Raw genomic sequence first — 20,883 nt, 5'->3', positions numbered from 1 at the left:
CTGCAAGGGCGGATGTGTTCGAATACATCGAGCGGTTCCACAATCCGAGGATGCGGCGGAGGGTCGCCAGGCAAGACCAGAAGTTCTCAGCCCTTTTACAACCGTCCGTGATTTCGGGGTAGAACCCATAGTAGCGCGCCTAACGCTCAAACTCAGCCGCCGTTTTGCCGTAGCGAAGCGAAGGCAAAACGGTCGGCTGGAGTGCCTTGTTGGGCTTCACTAACCAGGCAGCTTGGCCGCGAGAACGTCAACCTTCTCGATGGACGGCGGTGCAGAAAAAAGGTCGCCTGCCTGGGCCATGAGGGCCGCGGCAACCTTGCCGGCAAGATGCGCCTCACGGCCCGCCTCATCGGGAAAGGCGTCAAAAATGCCGAACGTGGATGGCCCCAAACGAATGCCAAACCATGCAGTAGTGGCAGGCTCCGCTTGGACTAGCGGAAGCCCGTCCAGCAGAAACTGCTCTACTTCTTTCTCTTTTCCAGGCTTTGCTTCCAAGCGAACGAACAGTGCGACTTTGACCATGGCACGTCTCCTCTGGTTGAGAGTCACCGACTATACGCCCTGTTTGTGAAGCCCAACACCGGAATTGGACCGGCCAGGGTTCCGTAGACACTCAGTTGCCGCGTTGCGCGTTGCGTCGTTCGAACTCTACCGGTGACACCCCGCCAGCGGATCGGGTTGTAGAACATCTCGATGTAATCGAACACGTCCGAGGCCGCGGTGGCCCGGTTCGGGTATATCCGCCGCTTGATCCGCTCCTTCTTCAACACGCTGAAGAAGCTCTCGGCCACGGCGTTGTCGTGGCAGTTGCCGCGACGGCTCATGCTCGGCACCATCCGGTGCGCCTTCAGGAACGACTGCCAGTCGCTGCTGGTGAACTGGCAGCCCTGGTCGGAGTGGACCATCACGCCCGGCCCCGGTTTGCGCCGCCACGCCGCCGCGACCAGCGCCTGCAACACCAGGTCGCTGGTTATGGTCGGAGCCGTGGCCCAGCCGACGATCTGCCGCGAATACAGATCCATCACCGCCGCCAGGAACAGCCAGCCTTCGTAGGTGCGGATGTAGGTGATGTCCGTGACCCAGACCTTGTTTGGCGCCTCCGGCGCGAACTCCCGGTTGAGCACGTTGGCCACCACGCCCACCGGGCCGCCGCGATGGCGCGGCTTGCGGCCATAGCCGACCTGGGCACGCAGGCCCTCGGCCTGCATCAGGCGTCGCACCCGGTGCCGGCTGCATGTCTCGCCGGCTTCCCTCAGGTCCAGGGTGATCTTGCGGTAGCCATAGATGCCACCGCTGGCCAGCCAATGGTGCTTGATCAGGCCCTGCAGGCGCTGGTCCTCGCGCTCGCGGGTGCTGGCACCGTTGCGCAGCCAGGCGTAGTAGCCGCTGCGCTGCACCCCCAGCACCCGACACATCGCCACCAGCCGGAACTCACGGGTATGCGCGCGCATGAACGCGTACTTCGCCTTTACCCCTTGGCAAAGTACGCGGCGGCTTTTTTTAGGATGTCGCGCTCCTCGGTCACCCGCTTGAGCTCGGCCTTGAGGCGGCGGATCTCGGCCGAATCGCTCGCCGCCGCCGGGCTGGCCGTGGGGGCCGCCTTCTTCGCCGCCTGCACCCAGCCATACAGGGGGGCTTAGGGATCCCGATCCGCCCGGCCACCTCCACCACCGTGAAGCCGCGCTCGAGCACCTGCTTCACCGCTTCGCTGCGAAACTCATTCGTGTACTGCCTGTTGTTGCTCATGGACACCTCAGTCGTTGCCATAAAGTATGGCCTCTAGGTGTCTACAAAAGCCTGGCCGGTCCACCCTGCACCGCGGATTCCATGATGGCCCGGACGATCAACGTCCAACCCAAGGCCGAATACACGACTGCAACCGCACCACTTCCCGACGATCGAAGATCAGCTAAGGCAGCCCTGCTTGACGGAGGAGTCCATACACGAATTGTTAGGGGCGCAGCTACACCACGCCCGACATGATTGCTGCCGCCAAGACGCCGAATAGCAGGGCGGAGAACACGGCAAGGATTGTTACGCCCAGGACACCGCGCTGCCAGCCTTTGAGGCTGTCCCACTGCGCCGCAAGATCGCGGAAAGGCACACCCGTACCGGCTTGACCCAAACCGATCATGGCGAGTGCGATGGGGAGCGCATATAGCCAGCCAAACGGTTTGAAGCGCCAAAGATCGTAGGTGACGCCGAGCCAGCCACCGATGACGCTGACGATTGCGCCGACCGCGAAGGCTCTGAGGCCAGATTTGCGAGTTGCCGAAATCACCAACTGCCCCCTAACACCAGAATTAAGCCGAGCCGCGAAGCGGCTTCGGCTTGAATGATTTGTTGGCGCTCATGCCCGGAAGCGTGGCGCGACGAGCCGATGGTAAGACAGTCCGACCCCGCACAGCCAAGACAAAGCCCCTATGGCGAACAGCCAGGTTCCGATTGCACTTGTCGCGTCCGCGAGTGGCGACTGCACCAGGATCCATAACGCCATTAGGGCTAGGACTGAAGCAACAGTGGCAAGGAGCCGGCCCCACCGGCGGAACCGTAGCAAACCAATGGATGCCGCGGCACCTGCTACTAAGCTCGCGAGGAGCAACGCGGAGCCAAGCAGCCAGGTCGGAGGTGGTTGATCTAGCGGAATGTCCACGCTCAAAGGCTGCTCGAGTGGCAGCAGAATTGCCACTGTCAGCAAAACCAGAGATAGGACAATCAAGGTGCGGATTGCGGCGACCATGAGCGCTAACACCCTGAGTTGAGGTGCGCCGCCCGATGCGGTCACCCGAAGCCGATCATAACGCGAAGCATCCCGGGTGCAGCGAGCTACGGAGCGGCGTCAGCTCCGACGATTAGTTAGACGTACAAAGTAGGCCGCTACGCGTTGCCTGGGTCCATCTTTCGGCCTCCCGGAAAGCGGCCGCAGCGAGCGGATGGATGCTCAGAAGCCAGCAAGGCCCTGGGGGACGGCGAATAACTTCGTTATCCGCCGTCCCCCAGGGCCTTGCTGAGAATGCTGATCTGCAACGGCCCGATCAATCAGGCAATCTCGCTTTCTCATGTCGGATATTTCCTGATCCGATGAGCGGCTTGCTTTGTCCGGCTAACACCAAGTAGACCCCAAAGATGGGGTGATAACGGATTCTGGGTCGGGGGCGGCATCGCCGTCAAACGGACAATTCCCGCGCGCATTCAATGGCTTGGCCGAGAGGGCTGCGATCCACTGGCGAAAGGGCGTCCTGGATATCAGGCATTCAAGGGGTGATATCAGTTCTGCGCTCGTATTTGGGGTGCCAGCGGGGCACGATCGAGCGCTGCCAGGCGCCGGGGGGCGGGCGTCTGGCTGCGCGAAGGTGGTCGGGGTGGGGTGCTGCGCGCGGCGCTGCCGCGCTTGCTATACTATACCCCAGTATGGTCACAGGTCGACCCGGCCGACCGGAGCACGCATGCCGCATTCGCCCGAAGAGAAGAAGAAGGTGTTGACCCGGATCCGGCGGATCCGCGGGCAGACCGAGGCCCTGGAGCGGGCGCTCGAGGGCGGCGCGGAGTGTGCGGCCGTGCTGCAGCAAATCGCCGCGATCCGCGGTGCGGTCAACGGCCTGATGTCGGAGGTGCTGGAGTCGCACATCCGCGAGGAGTTCAGCCATGCGGCCGCCTCGGAGCAGCAGCGGGGCGCGCGCGTGGCCGAGGTCGCCGGCCTGATCCGGGCCTACCTGAAATGAGTCGCGGGTTCGCCTGAGCCCCACCCCTTCCCCTGCCGGTTCCCAGCGCGCCGGCGCCATACCCATGCAACAGGAGTCGCCATGAAGAGCCGTGCCGCCGTCGCTTTCGAAGCTGGAAAGCCCCTGCAGATCGTCGAGATCGACGTCGCCCCGCCGCGCAAGGGCGAGGTGTTGGTGAAGATCAGCCACACCGGTGTCTGCCACACCGATGCCTTCACCCTGTCGGGCGACGATCCGGAGGGCCTGTTCCCGGTGGTGCTGGGGCATGAAGGCGCCGGCGTGGTGGTGGAGGTCGGCGAGGGCGTGACCAGCGTCAAGCCGGGCGACCACGTGATCCCGCTGTATACCGCCGAGTGCGGGGAGTGCCTGTTCTGCAAGTCGGGCAAGACCAACCTGTGCACGTCGGTTCGCGCCACGCAGGGCAAGGGCGTGATGCCCGACGGCACGTCGCGTTTCAGCTACAACGGCCAACCGCTGTACCACTACATGGGCTGTTCCACCTTCAGCGAGTACACGGTGGTGGCCGAGGTCTCGTTGGCCAAGGTCAACCCCGAGGCCAATCCCGAACACGTCTGCCTGCTCGGGTGCGGCGTGACCACCGGCATCGGCGCGGTCCACAACACGGCGAAGGTGCAGGCAGGCGATTCGGTGGCGGTGTTCGGGCTCGGCGGCATCGGCCTGGCGGTGATCCAGGGCGCGCGCCAGGCGAAGGCCGGCCGCATCATCGCGATCGACACCAACCCCGACAAGTTCGCGATGGCGAAGCAGATGGGCGCGACCGACGTGGTGAACCCGAAGGACCACGACAAGCCGATCCAGGAGGTCGTGGTCGAGATGACCGGCTGGGGCGTGGACCATTCCTTCGAGTGCATCGGCAACGTCAACGTCATGCGCGCCGCCCTTGAATGCGCGCACCGCGGCTGGGGCCAGTCGGTCGTCATCGGCGTGGCCGGCGCGGGCCAGGAAATCAGCACGCGGCCGTTCCAGCTGGTCACCGGGCGCAAGTGGATGGGAACCGCCTTCGGCGGCGTGAAGGGGCGCAGCCAGCTGCCGGGGATGGTCGAGGACGCGATGCGTGGCGACATCCAGCTGGCGCCCTTCGTCACCCACACCCTGCCGCTGGACGGAATCAACGAGGCCTTCGACCTGATGCACGAAGGCAAGTCCATCCGTACCGTGATCCGGTACTGACGCGGAGCGCGCACCATGGAACGTATCGAACGCCACGCCTGCGCCGGCGGTGTCCAGGAGGTCTGGCGGCATCGCTCGGGCGTGCTGGGCTGCGACATGCGCTTCGCGGTCTACCTGCCGCCGCAGGCCGCGCACGGCGAGTGCCCGGTGCTGTACTGGCTGTCGGGGCTGACCTGCACCGAGCAGAACTTCATCACCAAGGCCGGCGCGCAGCGCCATGCCGCCGAGCATGGGCTGATACTCGTCGCGCCGGACACCAGTCCGCGCGGTGAAGGCGTGGCCGACGACCCGGCCTACGACCTTGGCCAGGGGGCGGGCTTCTACGTCAACGCGACACAGGCGCCGTGGGCCGCGCACTACCGGATGTACGACTACGTGGTCGACGAACTGCCGGCGCTCGTCGATGCGCACTTCCCGACCACGACCGCGCGCGGCATCAGCGGGCATTCCATGGGCGGGCATGGCGCCCTGGTCGTGGCCCTGCGCAATCCCGGGCGCTATCGCAGCGTGTCGGCGTTCTCGCCGATCGTCGCGCCGGCGCTGGTGCCCTGGGGCCAGAAGGCCTTCACGGCCTACCTGGGCGAGGATGCGGAGGCCTGGTCGGAATGGGATGCCACCCGCCTGGTGGCCGGGGCGAAGGAGCGCCTGGCCCTGCTGGTCGACCAGGGCGAGGCCGACGAGTTCCTCGATGGCCAGCTGCAGCCCTCCCGCCTGCAGGCAGCCTGCGAGGCGGCGGGCCACCCGCTCGAACTGCGGCTGCAGCCGGGCTACGATCACACCTACTACTTCATCGCCAGCTTCATCGGCGACCACGTGGCCCACCACGCCTCGGCCTTGAAGGAATAGGCCCATGCCCACCGACCGCACCATCGACTACATCGAGTTGCCCGCCCATGACATCGAAGCGGCCAAGACCTTCTACACGACGGTGTTCGGCTGGGCGTTCGCCGACTACGGGCCCGACTACACCGCCTTCAACGACGGCCGCGTGGACGGGGGCTTCTTCCGTGCCCCCTTGCGCTCGGAAACCCGCAACGGCGCGGCCCTGGTGGTGATGTTCGCCGAGGACCTGGAGGCCACGCTCGAGGCGGTGACGGCCGCCGGCGGCACGGTGCTCAAGCCGATCTTCGACTTCCCCGGGGGGCGCCGCTTCCAGTTCGCCGATCCGGTCGGCAACGAACTGGGCGTCTGGTCCGACCGCTAGCGAAGGGTTGCCCGCTCAGGCGCGGGTGACGTCGCGCAGCTGCCAGTGGCTGCCGGCGAGCAGGCGCATGCGGTGGCGGACGATCGTGCCGGGCAGGGAGGTCGTGGCCACCAGGTCGATGTGGAGGTCGTCCTGCTCGCCTTCGACGGTGGCCGCCGGGTCGACCACGCCCAGCGACATGTCGACCTCGTCGGGCTCGTCCTGCAGCGCGCGCCAACGTTCGAACAGGGCGTCGGTGCGCAGCGCGTCCTGCAGTTGCGCGGCGAAGGCCTCGCCGCCATTGGCGCTGAACGACAGCGAGGGTTCGTCGCCGCGGGCCAGTCGGCCGTCGGGCAGGGACAGGTAGTAGCGGGTGGGCATCATCATGTTCCCGTGTTCGATGGCCCAGCCTAGCCCGCTCGCCATCGTGGCCCGGTGAACGCGGGGGGCGGCCGCGTCGGCACGCCCCCGCGGCGGGGCTCAGTCCAGGTGGACGTGGCCGCCCGGCGCGTGCCCCTTCGGGCAGTGGCAGATCGACGTGGGCCCGAACTCCAGGCCGAACGTCTGGCCATCGCGATGCCGCTGCCAGTAGAACTCCGGCGGCGCTTCGCCATGGTTGCCGATCTCGGCCATGTCGGCGTCGACGTCGAACAGGCGGCCATCGACCATCACGAAGCGCGTGTCGATGGTGCTGCGGATGTTCTCCAGCGGGTTGGAATTCAGCACCACCAGGTCGGCCTGCTTGCCGGCCTCCAGCGAGCCGATCTGCGAGGACAGGCCCAGCAGGTCGGCGCCGTCGAAGGTCGCCGCGCGCAGGGCCTCGAAGTTGCTGAAGCCGCCCTGGGTCAGCATCCAGATCTCCCAGTTCGGCGACAGCCCCTGCAGCTGGCCATGGCCGCCGACCTGGATCTTGACCCCGGCGTCGCGCAGCTTCTTCGCCGACTTCGCCACCTCGATGTGCCAGTAGTCCCAGTCGGGCGCGGTCTCGCGTCGGATGCTGCGGGCATCGAGCGTCTCGCGCGGGAAGAAGCGGTTGAGCTTGGGGTCTTCCCATACGTTGTCGCGTGCGTACCACCAGTATTCGCCCGACAGGCCGCCGTAGCTGACCACCAGGGTCGGCGTGTTGCGCACGTCGGTCTGCGACCAGAGCTCGACGACATCCTTGTAGAGCGGCGCCACCGGGATGTTGTGCTCGATGCTGGTCACGCCGTCGAGCACCATCGTCATGTTGTGGTGGAAGGTGCTGCCGCCTTCCTCGACCACCAGCATGCCCAGCTCGCGCGCGGCCTGGTCGATCTGCTGGCGCTGGTCGCGGCGCGGCTGGTTGTAGCTCTTCACCGAGAACGCCCCATTGGCCTTCATGCGCGACAGGTGGCCGCGGGCGTCGTCGAGCGAATTGACCACCGCCTTGAAGTCGCCGTCGGCGCCGTAGAGGATGGTGCCGGTCGAGAACACGCGCGGGCCGACCATGCGACCGGCCTTCTGCAGCTCGCTCTCGGAGAACACGAACTCGGTGGTCGCCGAGGGGTCGTGCATGGTGGTCACGCCGAAGGCGAGGTTGGTGTAGTACGCCCAGTTCTGCTGCGGCACCACGCCCTGGCCGAAATGCGCGGCGTGCGCGTGCACGTCGACGTAGCCCGGCACGATGGTCTTGCCGCTGGCGTCGATGACGCGTGCGCCGGCGGGGACCGCGACGTCGCGACCGACGGCCTCGATCACGTCGCCGCGCACCACCACGGTGCCGTCCTCGATCACGTCCTCGCGGTTCTCGGCGTCGCGCATGGTGACGATGCGCGCGTGGGTGAAGGCCACCAGGTCGCGGGGGGTGTCGACCGGTACCTGCAGGCCGACCGCGATGCCGCCGTCGTTGCTGGGCTCCGGCAACGTCGCCGGGGCGCCGGGCAGGAACGCGAAGCTGTCCTTGAGGTTGCGCGAGTGATAGCGGTCGCCCACCATCCAGTGCAGCGACTTCGAATCCGCGGCCCAGTGCAGGTAGCTGCCGACGTTCTCCGTCACCTGCTTCACCGGCACCGCCTGGGTGTCCTTGCTCAGCTCGACCGCCTTGCCGGCGGTGGCGAGCGGGGCGACGTAGGCGTTGAACAGCTCGGTGAAGGCGACCCACTGGCCGTCGGGCGACAGGCTCACCGAGTCGACGTACTTGAGGTTGAACACCTCGCGCGGGTCCTCGCCGTTGAGGCCCACCGACATGAGCTTCTTCTCCAGTCCGCCGCCGGTGAGGTAGTACACGCGGCTGCCGTCGGCGCTGAACTGCGGCGTTTCGCCGGACTCGGCGACCCGCACCGGCGTGCCCCCGCCCGCCGGCATGACGTAGACGCCGCGGTCGCCCGACCACAGCGAGCCGGTCAGGCCACCGCCGCCGGACTTGCTGTAGACGATGCGGCGGCCGTCGGGCGAGAAGCGCGGACCGTAGTAGAAGCCCTTTTCCTGGGTCAGCCGCGTGCCGGTGCCGCCTCCGTTGGCGCTGCGCACGTAGATCGCGCCCATGCCGGCGTCCGACCAGGTGGTGTACAGCAGCTTGCTGCCGTCCGGGCTGAAGCTGGGCTGGTATTCGTAGACGCCGTCGTTACCGGTCAGCCGCTCCGGGCGGCCGCCGGGCAGGCGCTTGCGCCAAAGCTGGCCGACGGCATGGAAGACCAGGTCGCGGCCGTCGGCGCTGGTGGCGACGTCGCGGATCATCTTCGGGGTGAACGTGCCCTCGTCGATGCGCTGCTCGAAGCGCAGCGGCGCGGTCACCGTCTGCTCGACGCTGGCGGTGAACGGAATCTGCACGGCCCGGCCCGCCGACATGTCGACGCGCCACAGCTTGCCCTGCGCCCACAGCACCACCGACTTCGAATCCGGCGTCCAGTCGAAGTTGGAGTACGGGCCGAAGATCGCCCAGGCCTCCTGCTGGTCGTGCGACAGGCCGTCCCAGACGGGGCGGACTTCGCCGCTGGCCAGGTCGAGCACGTGCAGCACCGACTTGTCGCGCACGCGCTTGACGAAGGCCAGCGACTTGCCGTCGGGCGAAGGCTGCGGCCGCACCGCGCCGCCGGGGGTGGCGACGACCGTCTCGACCTTGCCGGTCTCGCGGTCCAGGCGCTTGATCGCGTAGATGACGTCGTGGGGGTTCTTGTTGTACTGGAAGGTCGGCCCCTGGCTGACGTCCTCGGAGAAATAGACGTAGCGACCGTCCGGCGACACCGCCGGCTCGCCCAGGTCCTGCTGGTCGTTCTTCTTCTCGGTCAGCTGCAGGCCGCCGCCCTTCGCGACACCGCCGCTGGCGTGGTACTGCCACAGTTCGCCGGCGCCGAGCGAGCGTTCGGAAGTGAAGTGCTTGCGGCCGATGATGAAGCGCCCGTCGGGCGTCCAGGCCGGGTTGTTGAGCAGGCGGAAGTCTTCCATCGACACCTGCACGGCGCCCTGGCCGTCGGCGCCGATGCGCCACAGGTTGTTGCCGCCGCCGCGGTCGGAGGTGAAGGCCAGCTCGCGGCCGTCGGGCGACCAGCGCGGCTGCACGTCCCAGGCCGGGCCCGAGGTGATGCGGCGCGCGGTGCCGCCGCCGATCGGCAGGCGGTACAGGTCGCCCAGCAGCGAGAACGCCAGTTCGCGGCCGTCGGGCGAGACGTCGACGTCCATCCAAGTGCCTTCGTCGGTGTCGAAGCGCACGGTCTTGACCGGTCCGTGCGGCGCGCTGATGTCCCAGGCCGCCTCGTCGGCGTGGTCGCCGGGGGCGGCGCGACCGCGGGCGTCGGCGGGCGAGGCCTGCGCCGGGGTGTTGCCGACCGGGTCGAGGGCGTCCTGTTCGAGTTGCGCTTCCTCGTCCTGCGCGGGCGCGGGCGGGTCCTGCGCCCAGGCGGACGGAGCGGGCACGGAAAGGGCGCTGGCGAGCGCCACGGCAAGCAGGCGGCGGGACATCATCGGCAAGGTTCCACGGGCAAAAGACCCCGCAGCCTAACCCGCGCCGGCGCTCCCGTCCCCGGGCCGAAAGTCGGGGGGGCGCGCCGCGGCCTCAGGACAGGGTGGGGGCGTTCTCGGCGGCGAAGGCCACCACCACCGCGCCCTTGCCGACATTGACCATGCCGGTGAGGCTCATGACGCTCTCGAACAGTTCGATGTTGTTGTCCAGGCAGGCCTGGCGGAGCCCGGCGTAGCCAGGCAGCGCGCGCATCTCCTCGAGTTCGCCGCCATAGCTCAGGCAGACGGTCGGCGTCATCAGGCCGGCGCGGATGCGCTCGACCGTGAAGTCGAAGAGCTTCTGCACGGCCGGCTCGAAGCCCTTGATCTTGGCCGTCGCCGAGGTCTCCCCGCGATAGCCGCGCAGCACCGGCTTGATGTCCAGGGCGCTGCCCAGCGCGGCACTGAGCAGGCTCACGCTGCGGTCGTTCTTCTTGCGGGCGCGGGCGCGCAGGTAGTACAAATCGCGCGGGATCATGTAGCCGTGCGTGTGCAGGGCGAGGTTCTCCAGGCGCGCGCGGATCTTCGGCGGGCCCTCGCCGGCGTCGCGCAGGCGGATCGCCTCCACCGCGGTGATGCCCTGGGCGGCGAACAGGTTCTGGGTGTCGATAACGCGCAGCGCGAAGGGCGTGGCGTTGCCGGCCGCCGCGCGCACCGGCTTGTAGTCGTTGAGGATCGAGAAGCTGGCCTGCTGCGCGTTGTCGAAGATCGGACTGCGCGAGCGGGTGATCGTCATGCAGAACACGTAGTCGTATTCGATGACCAGCCGCTCCAGGAACAGATCGTGGATCTGCTGGACCGTGAATGGCATGGTCTCCGCCTCGGCGCCGCGCTCGGCGACGTGGGCGTGCAGGAACTCGAGCGTGGCTTCTTCGTCGCGATGGTCGGCGAGGACGGCTTCGCCGATTCGGACGGTGATCGGCAGGATGGTGACATCGTGTCGTTGCAGATAGTCCAAGGGCAGATCGCAGGCGGAGTCCACGACGAGGCCGATGCGCATGGGGAGGTCACTCCCGTCTCTGGATGTCAGTGGCCGCCAGAATAGCGTGACGGCCGTCGCTACTCATGCTGCATTGCGCAACCGAACGCGCGGGCGTTCAGGCCTTGCGACGGATCCCGACCGGCAGCTGGGCGACGCGCGCCATCTCGCCGCGGCCGAGCAGGCCCGGATCCTTGAGGCAGGCGAGGGCGAATTCGTGGGCATCGTTGCCCCAGAACAGGGCCTCGCCGATGGCCAGCGTGGGGACGCCATGGACGTGGGCGGCGATCGCCGAGTCGGTGCGCGTGCGCAGTCCGGACTTGGCTGCGTCGCTGGCGATGGCATCGGGCGGCACCCCCAGCGCGTCGGCCAGCGGTGCCAGGGCTTCGGAGGTGTCGGCGGCGCGTCCGGACTTCCAGATCCAGTCGAAGATCGCGTCCACCGCGTCGGCCCCGCAGCTGGCGGCGATGCACAGGCGCAACGCCGGCAGCGGGTTGAACGGATGGCTGGGCGGGAACACCAGCGGCACGCCCTCGCGTCCGGCCTGCCAGAGCACGTGGCGATAGGTGAACTCGCGCTTGCCGGGGATCTCCGCCGGGCCCTTCTGGCCCAGGGCATCAAGTACGGCGGCGAACACGATCGGCACCGGCTCGACCGCGTGACCGGCGTCGAGCATGCGCTTCACCTTCTGCCACTGCAGATAGGAGAAGGGTGAGATGAAGTCGAAATACCAGCGCATCGGGGGCGGGGCGGGGGGCGCCATCGGGGTCTCCTGGTCGGCCGGATGCCCGCCGGGGCGGCCCGGCGGGCGCATCGGCCGAGTCTAGCGCCCCCGTGGCCTGCCGGACACGGCTTGTGGCGCGGCGGGGCAGGGAGGACACTGGGCCGGTCTTCAGGGGAATCCCATGCCTCGACTCTGGGCCAGCGTGCTCATCCTGTGGTTGGCCTGCGGGCCTTGCGGGGCCCGCGGCATCGATCGCATCGAACGCGTCGACATGCAGCAGGCGTTGGCGGCCGGCGCGCTTTCGGATGCCGCGGTCGAGGGCGTCATGCAGCCGACCGGCAGCGGCATCGACGATGGCTGGTGGCGCCTGACCCCCACGCCGTTCGAAGGCCGGCGGCACCTGCTCGTCTATCACCCCTACAGCGCGCGGATCACCGTGCGTGCGCCACCGGACTATCGCCCCCGGACGATGGACATCTTCCAGGCCGATGCCGGGCGTGGGCATTCGCGGCGTGCGCTGGCCTTCGACCTGGACGCGCCGGGCCCGGTGTACGTCGGGGTCGAGGATGCCCGCTACCCCCTGCAGGTGGCGGTCAGCAGCGAAGGCGCCTACACCGTCGAGGACTACGGCCACGTCCGCGTGCTCTGGGCCAGCCTTGGGATCCTGACCGGGGTCTCGCTGGTGGCGCTGCTGTTCTGGCTGCGGCTGCGCGAACGCGTCTACCTGCTGTTCGCCGGCAGCATGTTCGCCCAGGTGCTGTACGTGCTGTGCGCCTACGGCGATGCCTATGGCGTGCCCGGCCTGTCGTGGCTGGCCGCCTTCGGCGTGGAGGGCATCTGGTTCATCGCGACCCTGTCGACGATGGTGACGGTGTGGTTCCTGCTCGACTTCGCCGAACTGCGGCCGCGCGCGCCCCGCCTGAGCCGCCTGCTGCTGCTGGTCGGCTTTTTCCTGCCCGGCCTGCTGCTGCTGGCCCTGGTGTCGCCCTGGCCCTCGGGCAACCGCTGGTTCCCGCCGCTGGGCAACGGCCTGCTGCTGCTGGCGAACGTGCTGGCGATCGCCACGCTGCTGCACGTCTGGCTGAAGGGCGGCCGGCATGCCGGCTTCGTCCTGATCGCCTGGGTGCCGCTGGTGGCGGTGTCGACCGCGCGCGCCGTCCAGTTGGGCATGGGGGCGTCGCTCTCGACATGGCTGGAGTACGGCCTGCCGATCATGCTGGCCTTCGCCGCGGTGGTGCTTGTGCTGGGCCTGGCCGACCGCATGGTCGCGTTCCGGCGCGAACGCGACGAGGCCAAGCTGCACGCCGAGCACGATGGCCTGACCGGCGCGTTCAACCGCGACGGCATCACCTCGCGCCTGCAGCGCGCGCTGGCCGAGGCGCGGGCCAGCCACCAGCCGGTGTCGGTGCTGTTCCTGGACCTGGACCACTTCAAGTCGATCAACGACACCCACGGCCACCCGGTCGGCGATGCCTGCCTGCGGGCGGTGGTGGAGGTGATCCGCGAACAGGCGCGGCTGGGCGACCTGCTGGGGCGCGTCGGCGGCGAGGAGTTCCTGCTTTACCTGCCGGGGGCGACGCTGGCGGCCGCCAGCGGCACCGCCGACCGCCTGCTGCAGGAGGTGGAGTCGCGCTGCCGGCGCGTCATGGGCGCACCGGTCAACCTGACCCTGAGCATCGGCGTGGTCGAGTGCCTGCCGTTCGACAACGTCGAGTCGCTGATCCGCCGGGCCGACGACGCCATGTACCGGGCCAAGCGGGCCGGGCGCAACCGCGTCGTGGTCCTGGGCGAGGAGGCGCTGGCACCGGCGCGCTGAGCGGGCCGGCGCCAGGGGCGTTTCAGGTCGCTCAGCCCTGGCCCGGCAGCGGGTAGGCGCGCGGCAGCCCGCCCTGCTCGCGCGGGCGCTGCGGGTGCAGGTAGCGGTCGCGCAGTTCGGTCTGCCGGCTGCGCATCTCGATCGCGCGGCCGTCCATCCATACCTGCAGGGCGACGGTGCTCACTTCCAGCGGATCCCCGCTCCACAGCACCAGGTCGGCACGCTGGCCGGGCGCGATCCGGCCCATGCGGTCGGCGACGCCGAACGCCTGCGCCGGGACCGAGGTCAGGCCCGCCAGGCCCTGTTCCCAGGGCAGGCCATGGGCGACCGCGTTGCCGGCGAGCTGGCGCACCTTGCGCGCGTTGTGCGAGTCGCCCAGGGTGAAGCCGACCGGCACGCCGGCGGCCGCGAGCCGGGCGGCATTGCCGAAACTGGCGTGGATGGCGTCGAAGCTCGACGGCAGGTCGTCCAGCGGGTTGACGAACACCGGCACCTGCGCCGCGGCGAGGTCGGCGGCGAGCATCCAGGCCTCGGCGCCGCCGGCGATCGCGATCCTGACGTCCTGCCGCTTCGACCAGCGCAGCAGCTGGCGGATGTCGGCGGCGCGATCGACGCCGACCACGACACGGCCGCCATTGTCGAGATAGCGCAGCAGCGTGCGGCGTCCGGCCGGCGTCAGCAGCGCCATGTTCGAGTCCGCACCGATGCGGCCCCGGGCTTCGTCGATCAGCTGGTCGAGCAGCATCCACTGCGCCGCGCGCGACTTGCCGGTCAGGCCCGAGGCATTGCTGCCCAGGCGCACGAACAGTACGCGCGGGCCGACCGGATCGGCGCTGCCGTCCAGTCGCACGACGCCGCCCTGGCCGCCTATGATCGAACCGCCCAGGGTGCTGCCGGCGCCGAGCAGGGTCCAGCCGATGCCCTCCACGCGGGCGACCGGCACCAGCACCGAGGCGGGGTTGTAGGCCAGGGTCACGTCGAACTCCGGCCGCACCGTCATTTCCTTGGTCTCCACGCCCAGCGCGAGACTGGCGTCGACCGTGCTTTCCTCGGCGGACACTTCCTCCAGGCCGATCTCGGTGATGCCGCCGAACAGCGTCGGCGTCAGCGAGCGGCCCTGGGCGTCGATCACCTGCGCGCCGGCCGGCGCGGCGAGGCCGGGCCCGACCGCGCGCACCACCCCGCCCGACACCAGGACGTCTGCGCCCTCGAGCGTGCCCTGCGGGCCGGCGGTGTGCACCCTGGCGTTGCGGATCAGCACCTCCTGCGCCGCTGCGGCGGTGGCGGCGAGCGCCAGGCCGGCGGCGAGCGCGGCGGCGGCGAAGGTCTTCATGCGGGCGCGGCTCATTCGACACCTCCGGTCATGCCGTGGCGGGCATCGGCGCCCTGGCCGAGCAGGAAGTCCGAAGTGGGGCGGCGGCCGGGGTCGGCGATGTCGTAGACCCGCGCGCCGTCGATGTAGACCTGTTCGGCCTTGGCGTAGACGCTGAAGGGCGTGCCGTTCCAGACCACCACGTCGGCCATCTTGCCGGTCTCCAGGGTGCCGGTGCGATCGAGCACGCCGAGCGACTTGGCCGCGTTCTGGGTGAGCCAGCGGATCGCGCGCTCGGGCGGGATGTCCATGCCCGCCAGGCCGGCGTGGGCGATCACCTTCGCGGCTTCCTGGTTCAGGCGCTGGATGCCTTCCTCGGAATCTGAGTGCACGATCGCGCAGCTGTTCGCCGGGCGGTCGACCAGGGCGATGTTCTCCTGGATGCCGTCGAAGGCTTCCATCTTGAAGCCCCACCAGTCGGCCCAGAGCGCGCCGCAGACGCCTTCCTCGGCCAGCCGGTCGGCGATCTTGTAGGCCTCCACGCCGTGGTGGAACGCGGCGACCTTGAAGCCGAATTCCCTGGCCAGGTCGAGCATGGTGGTCATTTCGTCGGCGCGGTAGCAGTGGATGTGCACCTGGATGTCGCCGTTGATCGCGCCGGCCAGCGTGTCGAGCTTGAGGTCGCGCTTGCCGCCGGTGGCCTGGTCGCTGTCGGCGCCGTCGTCGCTGCCCTGCCACCAGTGGCGCTTGCCGCCCTCGTCGGACTTGGGCGTGTTCTTGGCCAGGTACTCGGCGGCATCGATGAAGGCCGCGCGGTAGCCGGCGACGTTGCCCATGCGCGTGGACGGCGCGGTGCCGCGGCCGCCATAGACACGCTTGGGGTTCTCGCCGCAGGCCATTTTCAGGCCCCAGGGCGCGCCGGGGAACTTCATCGCCTGGTAGCTGGTGGCGGGGACGTTCTTCAGGGTGACGCCGCGCCCGCCGACCAGGTTGGCCGAGCCGGGCAGGATCTGCAGCGAAGTGATGCCGCCGGCCAGCGCCGCGGCGAAGCCCGGGTCCTGGGGCCAGACCGAGTGCTCGGCCCAGACGTTGGGGGTCACCGGCGAGGTCATCTCGTTGCCGTCGCTGTGCGCGCCCACGTTGGGACTGGCGTAGACGCCCAGGTGCGAGTGCACGTCGATCAGGCCCGGCGTGACCCACTTGCCCGTGCCGTCGACGACGGTGGCGCCGTCCGCGGCCAGCGCCGTGCCGACGGCTTCGATGCGGCCGTCGCGCATCAGCACGTCCGCGCCCTCCAGGCGCTCGCCGGTGCCGGTCAGGACGGTGGCGCCGCGGATAAGCACCGGCGGCGACGCGATCCGCTCGTAGGTGCTGGGGTAGGGATCGTCGACGAAGCGCGGCTTCGCCTTTTCGGCGGCGAGCGCCGCGGTCGACGCAAGCGTCGTGGCAAGCGCCACGGCGAGCGCGGCGTTGGTGGGTCGGAACATGTCGGTTTCCCCGGGTGTCGTGTTGACAGCCCTTCGACCGTAGACGGCCCCGCGGGCGCTGCCAACCCTGACAAAGGTCATGCGCCCCGGCCCGGGTCGCAGCGGGGGAGACCCCGACAGGGCACACTAGGCGCCTGAACCAGGGAGCGGTCAACGGAGGCATCGAGCGTGGAACAGATCATCTATCTCATCGTGGGCGCGGCCCTGACCTGGACCTTCTACTTCGTCCAGCGCCGGGTCGAGCGCCGTCGCAGCGTGGACGCGATCGACCGCCACCAGCGCCTGCTGGCGCTCATGCAGGGGCTGGAGACGGCCGACACCAGCCTGGAGGACCTGCGCCGCTTCGAGCACCGCCTGCTCGGCCGCGCGGAGACCGCCGCGCGCATCGCCGACAGCTACTTCACCAAGGCCGAGGAGGTCGCGCGGCAGGCGCGCGAGGTCGAGGGCGCGGTCCATGGCATCGACCACGAGGCGCTGCAGGCGTTCAAGCAGGCCGACGGCGAACTGGCGCGGCTGGTCGCGCACCTGCGCCAGCAGCTCGACGGCGAATCGCTGCAGACCTTCGAAGAGGCCCACGCGCGCTGGCTGGACTACCGCGGCCGCTACGCGCGCTTCATCGCCGCCTCGTATTCCGGCGGCGCGCTGCGCCCGCTGATCCACGCGGTGACCCTGGAGAGCGTCACCCAGGCCTGGATCAGCGAGCTGGAGATGCAACTGGGCGACGAGGACACCGACATGGACGCCGAAGCCGAGGGCGACGCGTTGCTCGAAGCCGATGCCGGTCCCACCGGCTGAACCCGTGTTCGCGCGATGTTCGGTCGCGACTTGCTAGGGTATGCCCCTGAATTTTCCAGATACACGAGAGGTAAGTGCGTGAACGTAACCGCGAAGGAAGTCGTCGATTTCTGGCGAGATGCCGGCCCGCAACGCTGGTTCGCCAAGGACGAGACCTTTGACGACATGTGCGAGATGGCGTTCGAGGACGCGATGGACGATGCCGCCGCCGGCAAGGGCGAGGCCTGGATGGACAGCGCGGAAGGCGCGCTGGCCCTGGTCCTGCTACTCGACCAGATGCCGCGCAACATCCACCGCGACAGCGCCCGCGCCTACGCGCACGACGCCCAGGCCCGCGCCTACGCCGAGCAGGCCGTGGACCGTGGCTACGACGCCGAGGTCGATTCCGCCCTGCGCGTGTTCTTCTACATGCCCTTCGAGCACTCCGAGGACCTGGCCGACCAGGAACGCTCGGTGGAGCTGCACCAGAACCTGGACGGCGAAGACGCCGACAAATGGGCGGTGCTGCACAAGGAGATCATCGAGAAGTTCGGCCGCTTCCCGCACCGCAACGCCGTGCTCGGCCGCGAGACCACGCCGGAAGAGCAGGCCTGGCTGGACGCCGGCGGCTTCAAGGGCTGAGTGTCGGGCGGGCGAAGTCGATGGGTATCGCTTCGCGCGACCCCTCCTACGGTGATAACGCCGTTCACGTGGCCCGGGTAAGCGAAGCGCACCCGGGGCCTTGGCATGGGTGCAGACTCGTAGGGTGCAACAAGCGCAGCGCATTGCACCACGCAAGGTAACAAGCACCTAGGATGGGTAAAGCGAAGCGCAACCCATCTTCGTACGTCCATTGCACAGTTCACGTAGCCCGGGTAAGCGAAGCGCACCCGGGGCCTCGACATGGGTGCAGACTCGTAGGGTGCAATAAGCGCAGCACGTAGGATGGGTAAAGCGAAGCGCAACCCATCTTCGCACGTCCATTGCACGGCACTCCCGACGCCCGTCATCCCAGCGAACGCTGGGATCCAGCCTTTGGCGTGGTGGTCGCGCGCGCGGGTGATGGGTACCGCTCCGGTCGGTGGGCCCTCCGCCATCGGGGATGCCGGCCCCACGCGTCACTCGCCCTGTCGCAGGCAAAAAAAAGGCCCGCATGCCGTGACATGCGGGCCTCGTGCGTCGCTTAGCGGCGCAGCTCAGTAGCGTGGGATCGCGCCGTCCACCTCGGCCCAGGCCTCGATGCCGCCCTCGACGTTGTAGACCTCGCGGAAACCGAGGGCGCGGAAGTGCTCCGCCGCCTGTGCGCTGCGTCCGCCGTGGTGACACAGGAAGGCCAGCGGCGTGGCCTTGTCCAGCGCCTCCAGCGACGCGGCGTTGCCACCGTCCAGGGTGGCGAACGCGACGCCGACCGACGCCTGCGCACGCTCGTCGGCGGGGCGGACGTCGACCAGGGTCAAGGTGCCGGCGGCCACGCGGGCGGCGGCATCGGCCGGCGACATCCCCTTGACCTTCGGGGGAGCGTTCGGGTTGTCGATCACCAGGCCACGACCGCGCTCGTCGTCGACCCAGTCGATCGACAGGCCGTCGGCGCGGCGCACGCCGGCCAGGTCGAACTGCAGGCGCAGGCCGTCGACCTCCACCGCGATGGCGTTCGGGTCGGCCGGCGCCAGCTGCAGGCGGGTCTGGAAGCGCGCGTCGACCTCGACCTGCACCGCATAACCGGTGCCGGCGTTGGCGGCGGCATCGCGCAGCATGGCGATCGCGGCCGGGGTGACGGTGACCGTCGGCGGGCTGCGGTCCGGGGCCGGCAGGCCCAGGGCACCGTGCAGTTCGCCGGAGTTGAGCATCTGCTCGACGATGTCGCTGCCGCCGACCAGCTCGCCGCCGATATAGAGCTGCGGAATCGTCGGCCACTGCCCATAGGCCTTGATGCCCTCGCGGATTTCCGGGTCCGAGAGCACGTCCACGTGCGCGTAGCCGTCCGGCAGCAGTGCGCTCAGCGCACCCGAGGCCTTGGCCGAGAAGCCGCACTGCGGCGCGTTCGGCTCGCCTTTCATGAACAGCACGACGTGGTTCGACTGCAGCAGGGATTCGATGCGCGAACGCACGGCGGGATCGAGGGACATGACGGGTACCTGTGTATTGGGGTGGTTCGCTGTGGAGGTGGGGGCGCGGGGGCGGCGACACAAGCCGCATCGGCCCATCCCCGGGTTAGCATGCCGCATGCGCTCTGAAGCCTCCCTGCATCGACCGCCTCGCCGGCCCTGGGCCTGGCTGTGGGTGTTCGCCGCCTCGCAGGTCCTGGTGCTCGCGGCGTGGTGGACGTTGGGGTGGCGCTGGGGCCTGCCGCTGCTGCTGGCCAGCCACCTGGCGGTCGTGTGGGGGACCCTCAGGCCCGGCTCGCGCCTGTTCAGCCCGGTCCTGTCGCGACTGCCGGGCGGGGCGCGCACGGTCTGGCTGACGATCGACGACGGCCCCTCGGCCGAGACCGGGGCGATCCTCGACCTGCTCGACGCCCATGGCGCGAAGGCGACCTTCTTCCTCGTCGGCGAACGCGCGCTGGCGCGACCCGAGGCCGTGCGCGAGATCGTCCGCCGCGGGCACGGCATCGGCAACCACAGCTTCGACCACCCCTCGGCCTGGTTCTGGGCCCTGCCGCCGGCGGCGATGCGCGCGCAGGTGGATCGCGCGCAGGCCGCGCTGGCCACCACCGCGGGCGCGCCACCGCGCTGGTTCCGCGCGGTGGTGGGCATGGCCAACCCCTTCGTCGGGCCGGCGCTGGCCCGCCATGGCCTCACCCGCGTGGCCTGGAGCGCGCGCGGCTTCGATGCCGTCGAGTCCGACCCGGACCGGGTCCTGGCGCGGATCGAGCGCGACCTCCGACCGGGGGCCATCGTCCTGCTGCACGAAGGCGCCCGCCACGGCCGCAATCCCGAGACCCTCGCGCGCCTGCTGCAACGGCTCGATGCGCTGGACTACCGCGCCGTGCTGCCCGACGCGGCGGACGCCTGCGCCTGAGTCCCGTTCCGCGGACGCGCACTCAGGCCGGTCGCGTCGCCACCACCCGCCAATTGTTGAAGGGCGTGTTGCCCGACAGCGGCGTGATCGCCACCTCCAGCCCCGCCCCGACCAGTCGCGCCTGCAGCGCCTCGCGGTCGGGGTAGTGCTGGGGCGCGGCATTCATCCAGCCCAGGTGGCGGGAGAACACATCCACCGCGCGCGTGAACCGTGCCCGGCCGCCGCCGTCGTCGAAGCCGGTGCGCATCACCAGTCGGCCGCCGGGCTGCAACATCGCGACCACGGCATCGAGGATACCGGCATGCGCCTCGCGCGGGATGAACTGCAGCACGTCGAGCAGGGCGACGTTGCCGCGGTGCGCGGGCAGGCCACGGGCCAGGTCGACCGCGTCGAACACGACCCCGCCAAGGCCGGCGCGAACCGCCGCGCGCCGTGCCCGCGCGATCTTGCCGGCGTCGATGTCGACCCCGCGATACGGCATCGCCAGGCCAGCGTCGCGCAGCGCATGGGCGAGCAGTCCCAGCCCGCAGCCGAGGTCGAGGAGCGGGGCCGGCGTGTCGCGCAGGGCTTCGATGACGCCGGGGTAGACCGGGTCGCTGCCGAGCTTGCCCCGGCTGTAAAAGTAGTCCCAGCGATTGCCCATCCAACTGTCGGGGCCGAACGCAAGCGCGATCGCGCGGGCCGAGGCCGGCGGCAGCGGGCGGGCATCGTCCTGCATGG

General features: G+C 69.3%; 18 protein-coding genes and 2 pseudogenes. 9 read left to right on the top strand and 11 right to left on the bottom strand.

Going from position 1 to position 20,883, the window contains the following annotated elements; all coding sequences use genetic code 11:
* Nucleotides 1-122: pseudogene (locus H4F98_RS11975) on the top strand (IS3 family transposase); the annotation flags it as partial.
* A 97-nt stretch (nucleotides 123-219) separates the two neighbouring features.
* On the opposite strand, the gene H4F98_RS11970 reads toward H4F98_RS11975, so the two are convergent.
* From H4F98_RS11970 to H4F98_RS11960, 3 genes and pseudogenes are all read right to left on the bottom strand, one after another.
* Nucleotides 220-522, bottom strand: a complete 303-nt coding sequence (locus tag H4F98_RS11970) for a putative quinol monooxygenase (RefSeq protein WP_182687969.1) — start codon at nucleotides 520-522, stop codon at nucleotides 220-222.
* Between the two features lie 91 nt (nucleotides 523-613).
* Nucleotides 614-1,746 (bottom strand): annotated as a pseudogene (locus H4F98_RS11965) (IS3 family transposase).
* A 217-nt stretch (nucleotides 1,747-1,963) separates the two neighbouring features.
* On the bottom strand, nucleotides 1,964-2,281 hold the full coding sequence (locus H4F98_RS11960) for a hypothetical protein (RefSeq protein ID WP_182687968.1): 318 nt from the start codon (nucleotides 2,279-2,281) through the stop codon (nucleotides 1,964-1,966).
* A 1,165-nt stretch (nucleotides 2,282-3,446) separates the two neighbouring features.
* On the opposite strand from H4F98_RS11960, the gene frmR reads away from it, so the two are divergent.
* The 4 genes from frmR to H4F98_RS11940 all read left to right on the top strand — a co-directional run bounded on the left by frmR (nucleotide 3,447) and on the right by H4F98_RS11940 (nucleotide 6,117).
* Nucleotides 3,447-3,722 (top strand): formaldehyde-responsive transcriptional repressor FrmR, encoded by a 276-nt coding sequence (frmR, locus tag H4F98_RS11955; protein ID WP_141516836.1) that lies wholly within the window; start codon nucleotides 3,447-3,449, stop codon nucleotides 3,720-3,722.
* An 81-nt stretch (nucleotides 3,723-3,803) separates the two neighbouring features.
* A complete protein-coding gene (locus H4F98_RS11950; protein ID WP_182687966.1) occupies nucleotides 3,804-4,913 on the top strand; it encodes an S-(hydroxymethyl)glutathione dehydrogenase/class III alcohol dehydrogenase in 1,110 nt (369 codons plus the stop codon).
* A gap of 15 nt (nucleotides 4,914-4,928) precedes the next feature.
* Entirely contained in the window at nucleotides 4,929-5,759 is an 831-nt protein-coding gene (gene fghA / locus H4F98_RS11945; RefSeq protein WP_182687964.1) for an S-formylglutathione hydrolase, read from the top strand.
* A 4-nt stretch (nucleotides 5,760-5,763) separates the two neighbouring features.
* Nucleotides 5,764-6,117, top strand: a complete 354-nt coding sequence (locus H4F98_RS11940) for a VOC family protein (protein ID WP_182687962.1) — start codon at nucleotides 5,764-5,766, stop codon at nucleotides 6,115-6,117.
* A 15-nt stretch (nucleotides 6,118-6,132) separates the two neighbouring features.
* Here the strand turns inward: H4F98_RS11940 and H4F98_RS11935 are convergent, their stop codons facing one another.
* The 4 genes from H4F98_RS11935 to H4F98_RS11920 all read right to left on the bottom strand — a co-directional run bounded on the left by H4F98_RS11935 (nucleotide 6,133) and on the right by H4F98_RS11920 (nucleotide 11,795).
* Nucleotides 6,133-6,477: a hypothetical protein gene (locus H4F98_RS11935; RefSeq protein WP_182687988.1), complete on the bottom strand. Its 345-nt coding sequence runs from the start codon at nucleotides 6,475-6,477 to the stop codon at nucleotides 6,133-6,135.
* Nucleotides 6,478-6,576: 99 nt separating this feature from the next.
* Complete coding sequence (locus tag H4F98_RS11930) at nucleotides 6,577-10,017, bottom strand: amidohydrolase family protein (RefSeq protein ID WP_246373138.1); 3,441 nt, start codon at nucleotides 10,015-10,017, stop codon at nucleotides 6,577-6,579.
* Nucleotides 10,018-10,108: 91 nt separating this feature from the next.
* Nucleotides 10,109-11,053: a DegV family protein gene (locus H4F98_RS11925; RefSeq protein WP_182687958.1), complete on the bottom strand. Its 945-nt coding sequence runs from the start codon at nucleotides 11,051-11,053 to the stop codon at nucleotides 10,109-10,111.
* Nucleotides 11,054-11,150: 97 nt separating this feature from the next.
* Nucleotides 11,151-11,795, bottom strand: coding sequence for a 2-hydroxychromene-2-carboxylate isomerase (locus tag H4F98_RS11920; protein WP_246373137.1), 645 nt, complete (start codon nucleotides 11,793-11,795; stop codon nucleotides 11,151-11,153).
* 142 nt (nucleotides 11,796-11,937) lie between these two features.
* Between H4F98_RS11920 and H4F98_RS11915 the strand changes: the two genes are divergently transcribed.
* Entirely contained in the window at nucleotides 11,938-13,572 is a 1,635-nt protein-coding gene (locus tag H4F98_RS11915) for a sensor domain-containing diguanylate cyclase (protein ID WP_182687956.1), read from the top strand.
* 31 nt (nucleotides 13,573-13,603) lie between these two features.
* Here H4F98_RS11915 and H4F98_RS11910 read toward each other — a convergent pair whose 3' ends face one another.
* Together H4F98_RS11910 and H4F98_RS11905 are read right to left on the bottom strand one after the other, a co-directional pair.
* Nucleotides 13,604-14,920, bottom strand: a complete 1,317-nt coding sequence (locus H4F98_RS11910) for an amidohydrolase family protein (protein ID WP_182687944.1) — start codon at nucleotides 14,918-14,920, stop codon at nucleotides 13,604-13,606.
* Entirely contained in the window at nucleotides 14,917-16,371 is a 1,455-nt protein-coding gene (locus H4F98_RS11905) for an amidohydrolase (RefSeq protein WP_182687942.1), read from the bottom strand. The genes H4F98_RS11910 and H4F98_RS11905 overlap by 4 nt, the downstream gene beginning before the upstream one ends.
* Before the next feature lie 168 nt (nucleotides 16,372-16,539).
* On the opposite strand from H4F98_RS11905, the gene H4F98_RS11900 reads away from it, so the two are divergent.
* Both H4F98_RS11900 and H4F98_RS11895 read left to right on the top strand, forming a co-directional pair.
* Nucleotides 16,540-17,166: a lysozyme inhibitor LprI family protein gene (locus tag H4F98_RS11900; RefSeq protein WP_182687940.1), complete on the top strand. Its 627-nt coding sequence runs from the start codon at nucleotides 16,540-16,542 to the stop codon at nucleotides 17,164-17,166.
* A 78-nt stretch (nucleotides 17,167-17,244) separates the two neighbouring features.
* On the top strand, nucleotides 17,245-17,787 hold the full coding sequence (locus H4F98_RS11895; RefSeq protein ID WP_343064765.1) for a DUF924 family protein: 543 nt from the start codon (nucleotides 17,245-17,247) through the stop codon (nucleotides 17,785-17,787).
* A gap of 554 nt (nucleotides 17,788-18,341) precedes the next feature.
* Here the strand turns inward: H4F98_RS11895 and grxD are convergent.
* Nucleotides 18,342-19,271 (bottom strand): Grx4 family monothiol glutaredoxin, encoded by a 930-nt coding sequence (gene grxD, locus H4F98_RS11890; protein WP_182687936.1) that lies wholly within the window; start codon nucleotides 19,269-19,271, stop codon nucleotides 18,342-18,344.
* Between the two features lie 97 nt (nucleotides 19,272-19,368).
* Between grxD and H4F98_RS11885 the strand changes: the two genes are divergently transcribed.
* Nucleotides 19,369-20,163: a polysaccharide deacetylase family protein gene (locus H4F98_RS11885; RefSeq protein WP_182687934.1), complete on the top strand. Its 795-nt coding sequence runs from the start codon at nucleotides 19,369-19,371 to the stop codon at nucleotides 20,161-20,163.
* Between the two features lie 22 nt (nucleotides 20,164-20,185).
* Here the strand turns inward: H4F98_RS11885 and H4F98_RS11880 are convergent, their stop codons facing one another.
* Nucleotides 20,186-20,881 carry a methyltransferase domain-containing protein gene (locus H4F98_RS11880; RefSeq protein WP_182687932.1) on the bottom strand — a complete coding sequence of 232 codons (696 nt, stop codon included), beginning with the start codon at nucleotides 20,879-20,881 and terminating at the stop codon, nucleotides 20,186-20,188.
* Between the last annotated feature and the right edge of the window lie 2 nt (nucleotides 20,882-20,883).

It is taken from the genome of Marilutibacter spongiae (assembly GCF_014145325.1).
GTDB classification, from domain to species: Bacteria; Pseudomonadota; Gammaproteobacteria; order Xanthomonadales; family Xanthomonadaceae; genus Marilutibacter; species Marilutibacter spongiae.
Note: the sequence above shows the minus strand (reverse complement) of the source record. Positions and strands in the feature narration are given on the sequence as shown.

Bases quoted from the DNA above. Each gene is read 5' to 3' on its own strand.
- H4F98_RS11970 (WP_182687969.1), bottom strand. From the start codon at position 522: ATGGTCAAAGTCGCACTGTTCGTTCGCTTGGAAGCAAAGCCTGGAAAA.
- frmR (WP_141516836.1), top strand. From the start codon at position 3,447: ATGCCGCATTCGCCCGAAGAGAAGAAGAAGGTGTTGACCCGGATCCGG.
- H4F98_RS11950 (WP_182687966.1), top strand. From the start codon at position 3,804: ATGAAGAGCCGTGCCGCCGTCGCTTTCGAAGCTGGAAAGCCCCTGCAG.
- fghA (WP_182687964.1), top strand. From the start codon at position 4,929: ATGGAACGTATCGAACGCCACGCCTGCGCCGGCGGTGTCCAGGAGGTC.
- H4F98_RS11940 (WP_182687962.1), top strand. From the start codon at position 5,764: ATGCCCACCGACCGCACCATCGACTACATCGAGTTGCCCGCCCATGAC.
- H4F98_RS11935 (WP_182687988.1), bottom strand. From the start codon at position 6,477: ATGCCCACCCGCTACTACCTGTCCCTGCCCGACGGCCGACTGGCCCGC.
- H4F98_RS11930 (WP_246373138.1), bottom strand. From the start codon at position 10,017: ATGATGTCCCGCCGCCTGCTTGCCGTGGCGCTCGCCAGCGCCCTTTCC.
- H4F98_RS11925 (WP_182687958.1), bottom strand. From the start codon at position 11,053: ATGCGCATCGGCCTCGTCGTGGACTCCGCCTGCGATCTGCCCTTGGAC.
- H4F98_RS11920 (WP_246373137.1), bottom strand. From the start codon at position 11,795: ATGGCGCCCCCCGCCCCGCCCCCGATGCGCTGGTATTTCGACTTCATC.
- H4F98_RS11915 (WP_182687956.1), top strand. From the start codon at position 11,938: ATGCCTCGACTCTGGGCCAGCGTGCTCATCCTGTGGTTGGCCTGCGGG.
- H4F98_RS11910 (WP_182687944.1), bottom strand. From the start codon at position 14,920: ATGAGCCGCGCCCGCATGAAGACCTTCGCCGCCGCCGCGCTCGCCGCC.
- H4F98_RS11905 (WP_182687942.1), bottom strand. From the start codon at position 16,371: ATGTTCCGACCCACCAACGCCGCGCTCGCCGTGGCGCTTGCCACGACG.
- grxD (WP_182687936.1), bottom strand. From the start codon at position 19,271: ATGTCCCTCGATCCCGCCGTGCGTTCGCGCATCGAATCCCTGCTGCAG.
- H4F98_RS11885 (WP_182687934.1), top strand. From the start codon at position 19,369: ATGCGCTCTGAAGCCTCCCTGCATCGACCGCCTCGCCGGCCCTGGGCC.
- H4F98_RS11880 (WP_182687932.1), bottom strand. From the start codon at position 20,881: ATGCAGGACGATGCCCGCCCGCTGCCGCCGGCCTCGGCCCGCGCGATC.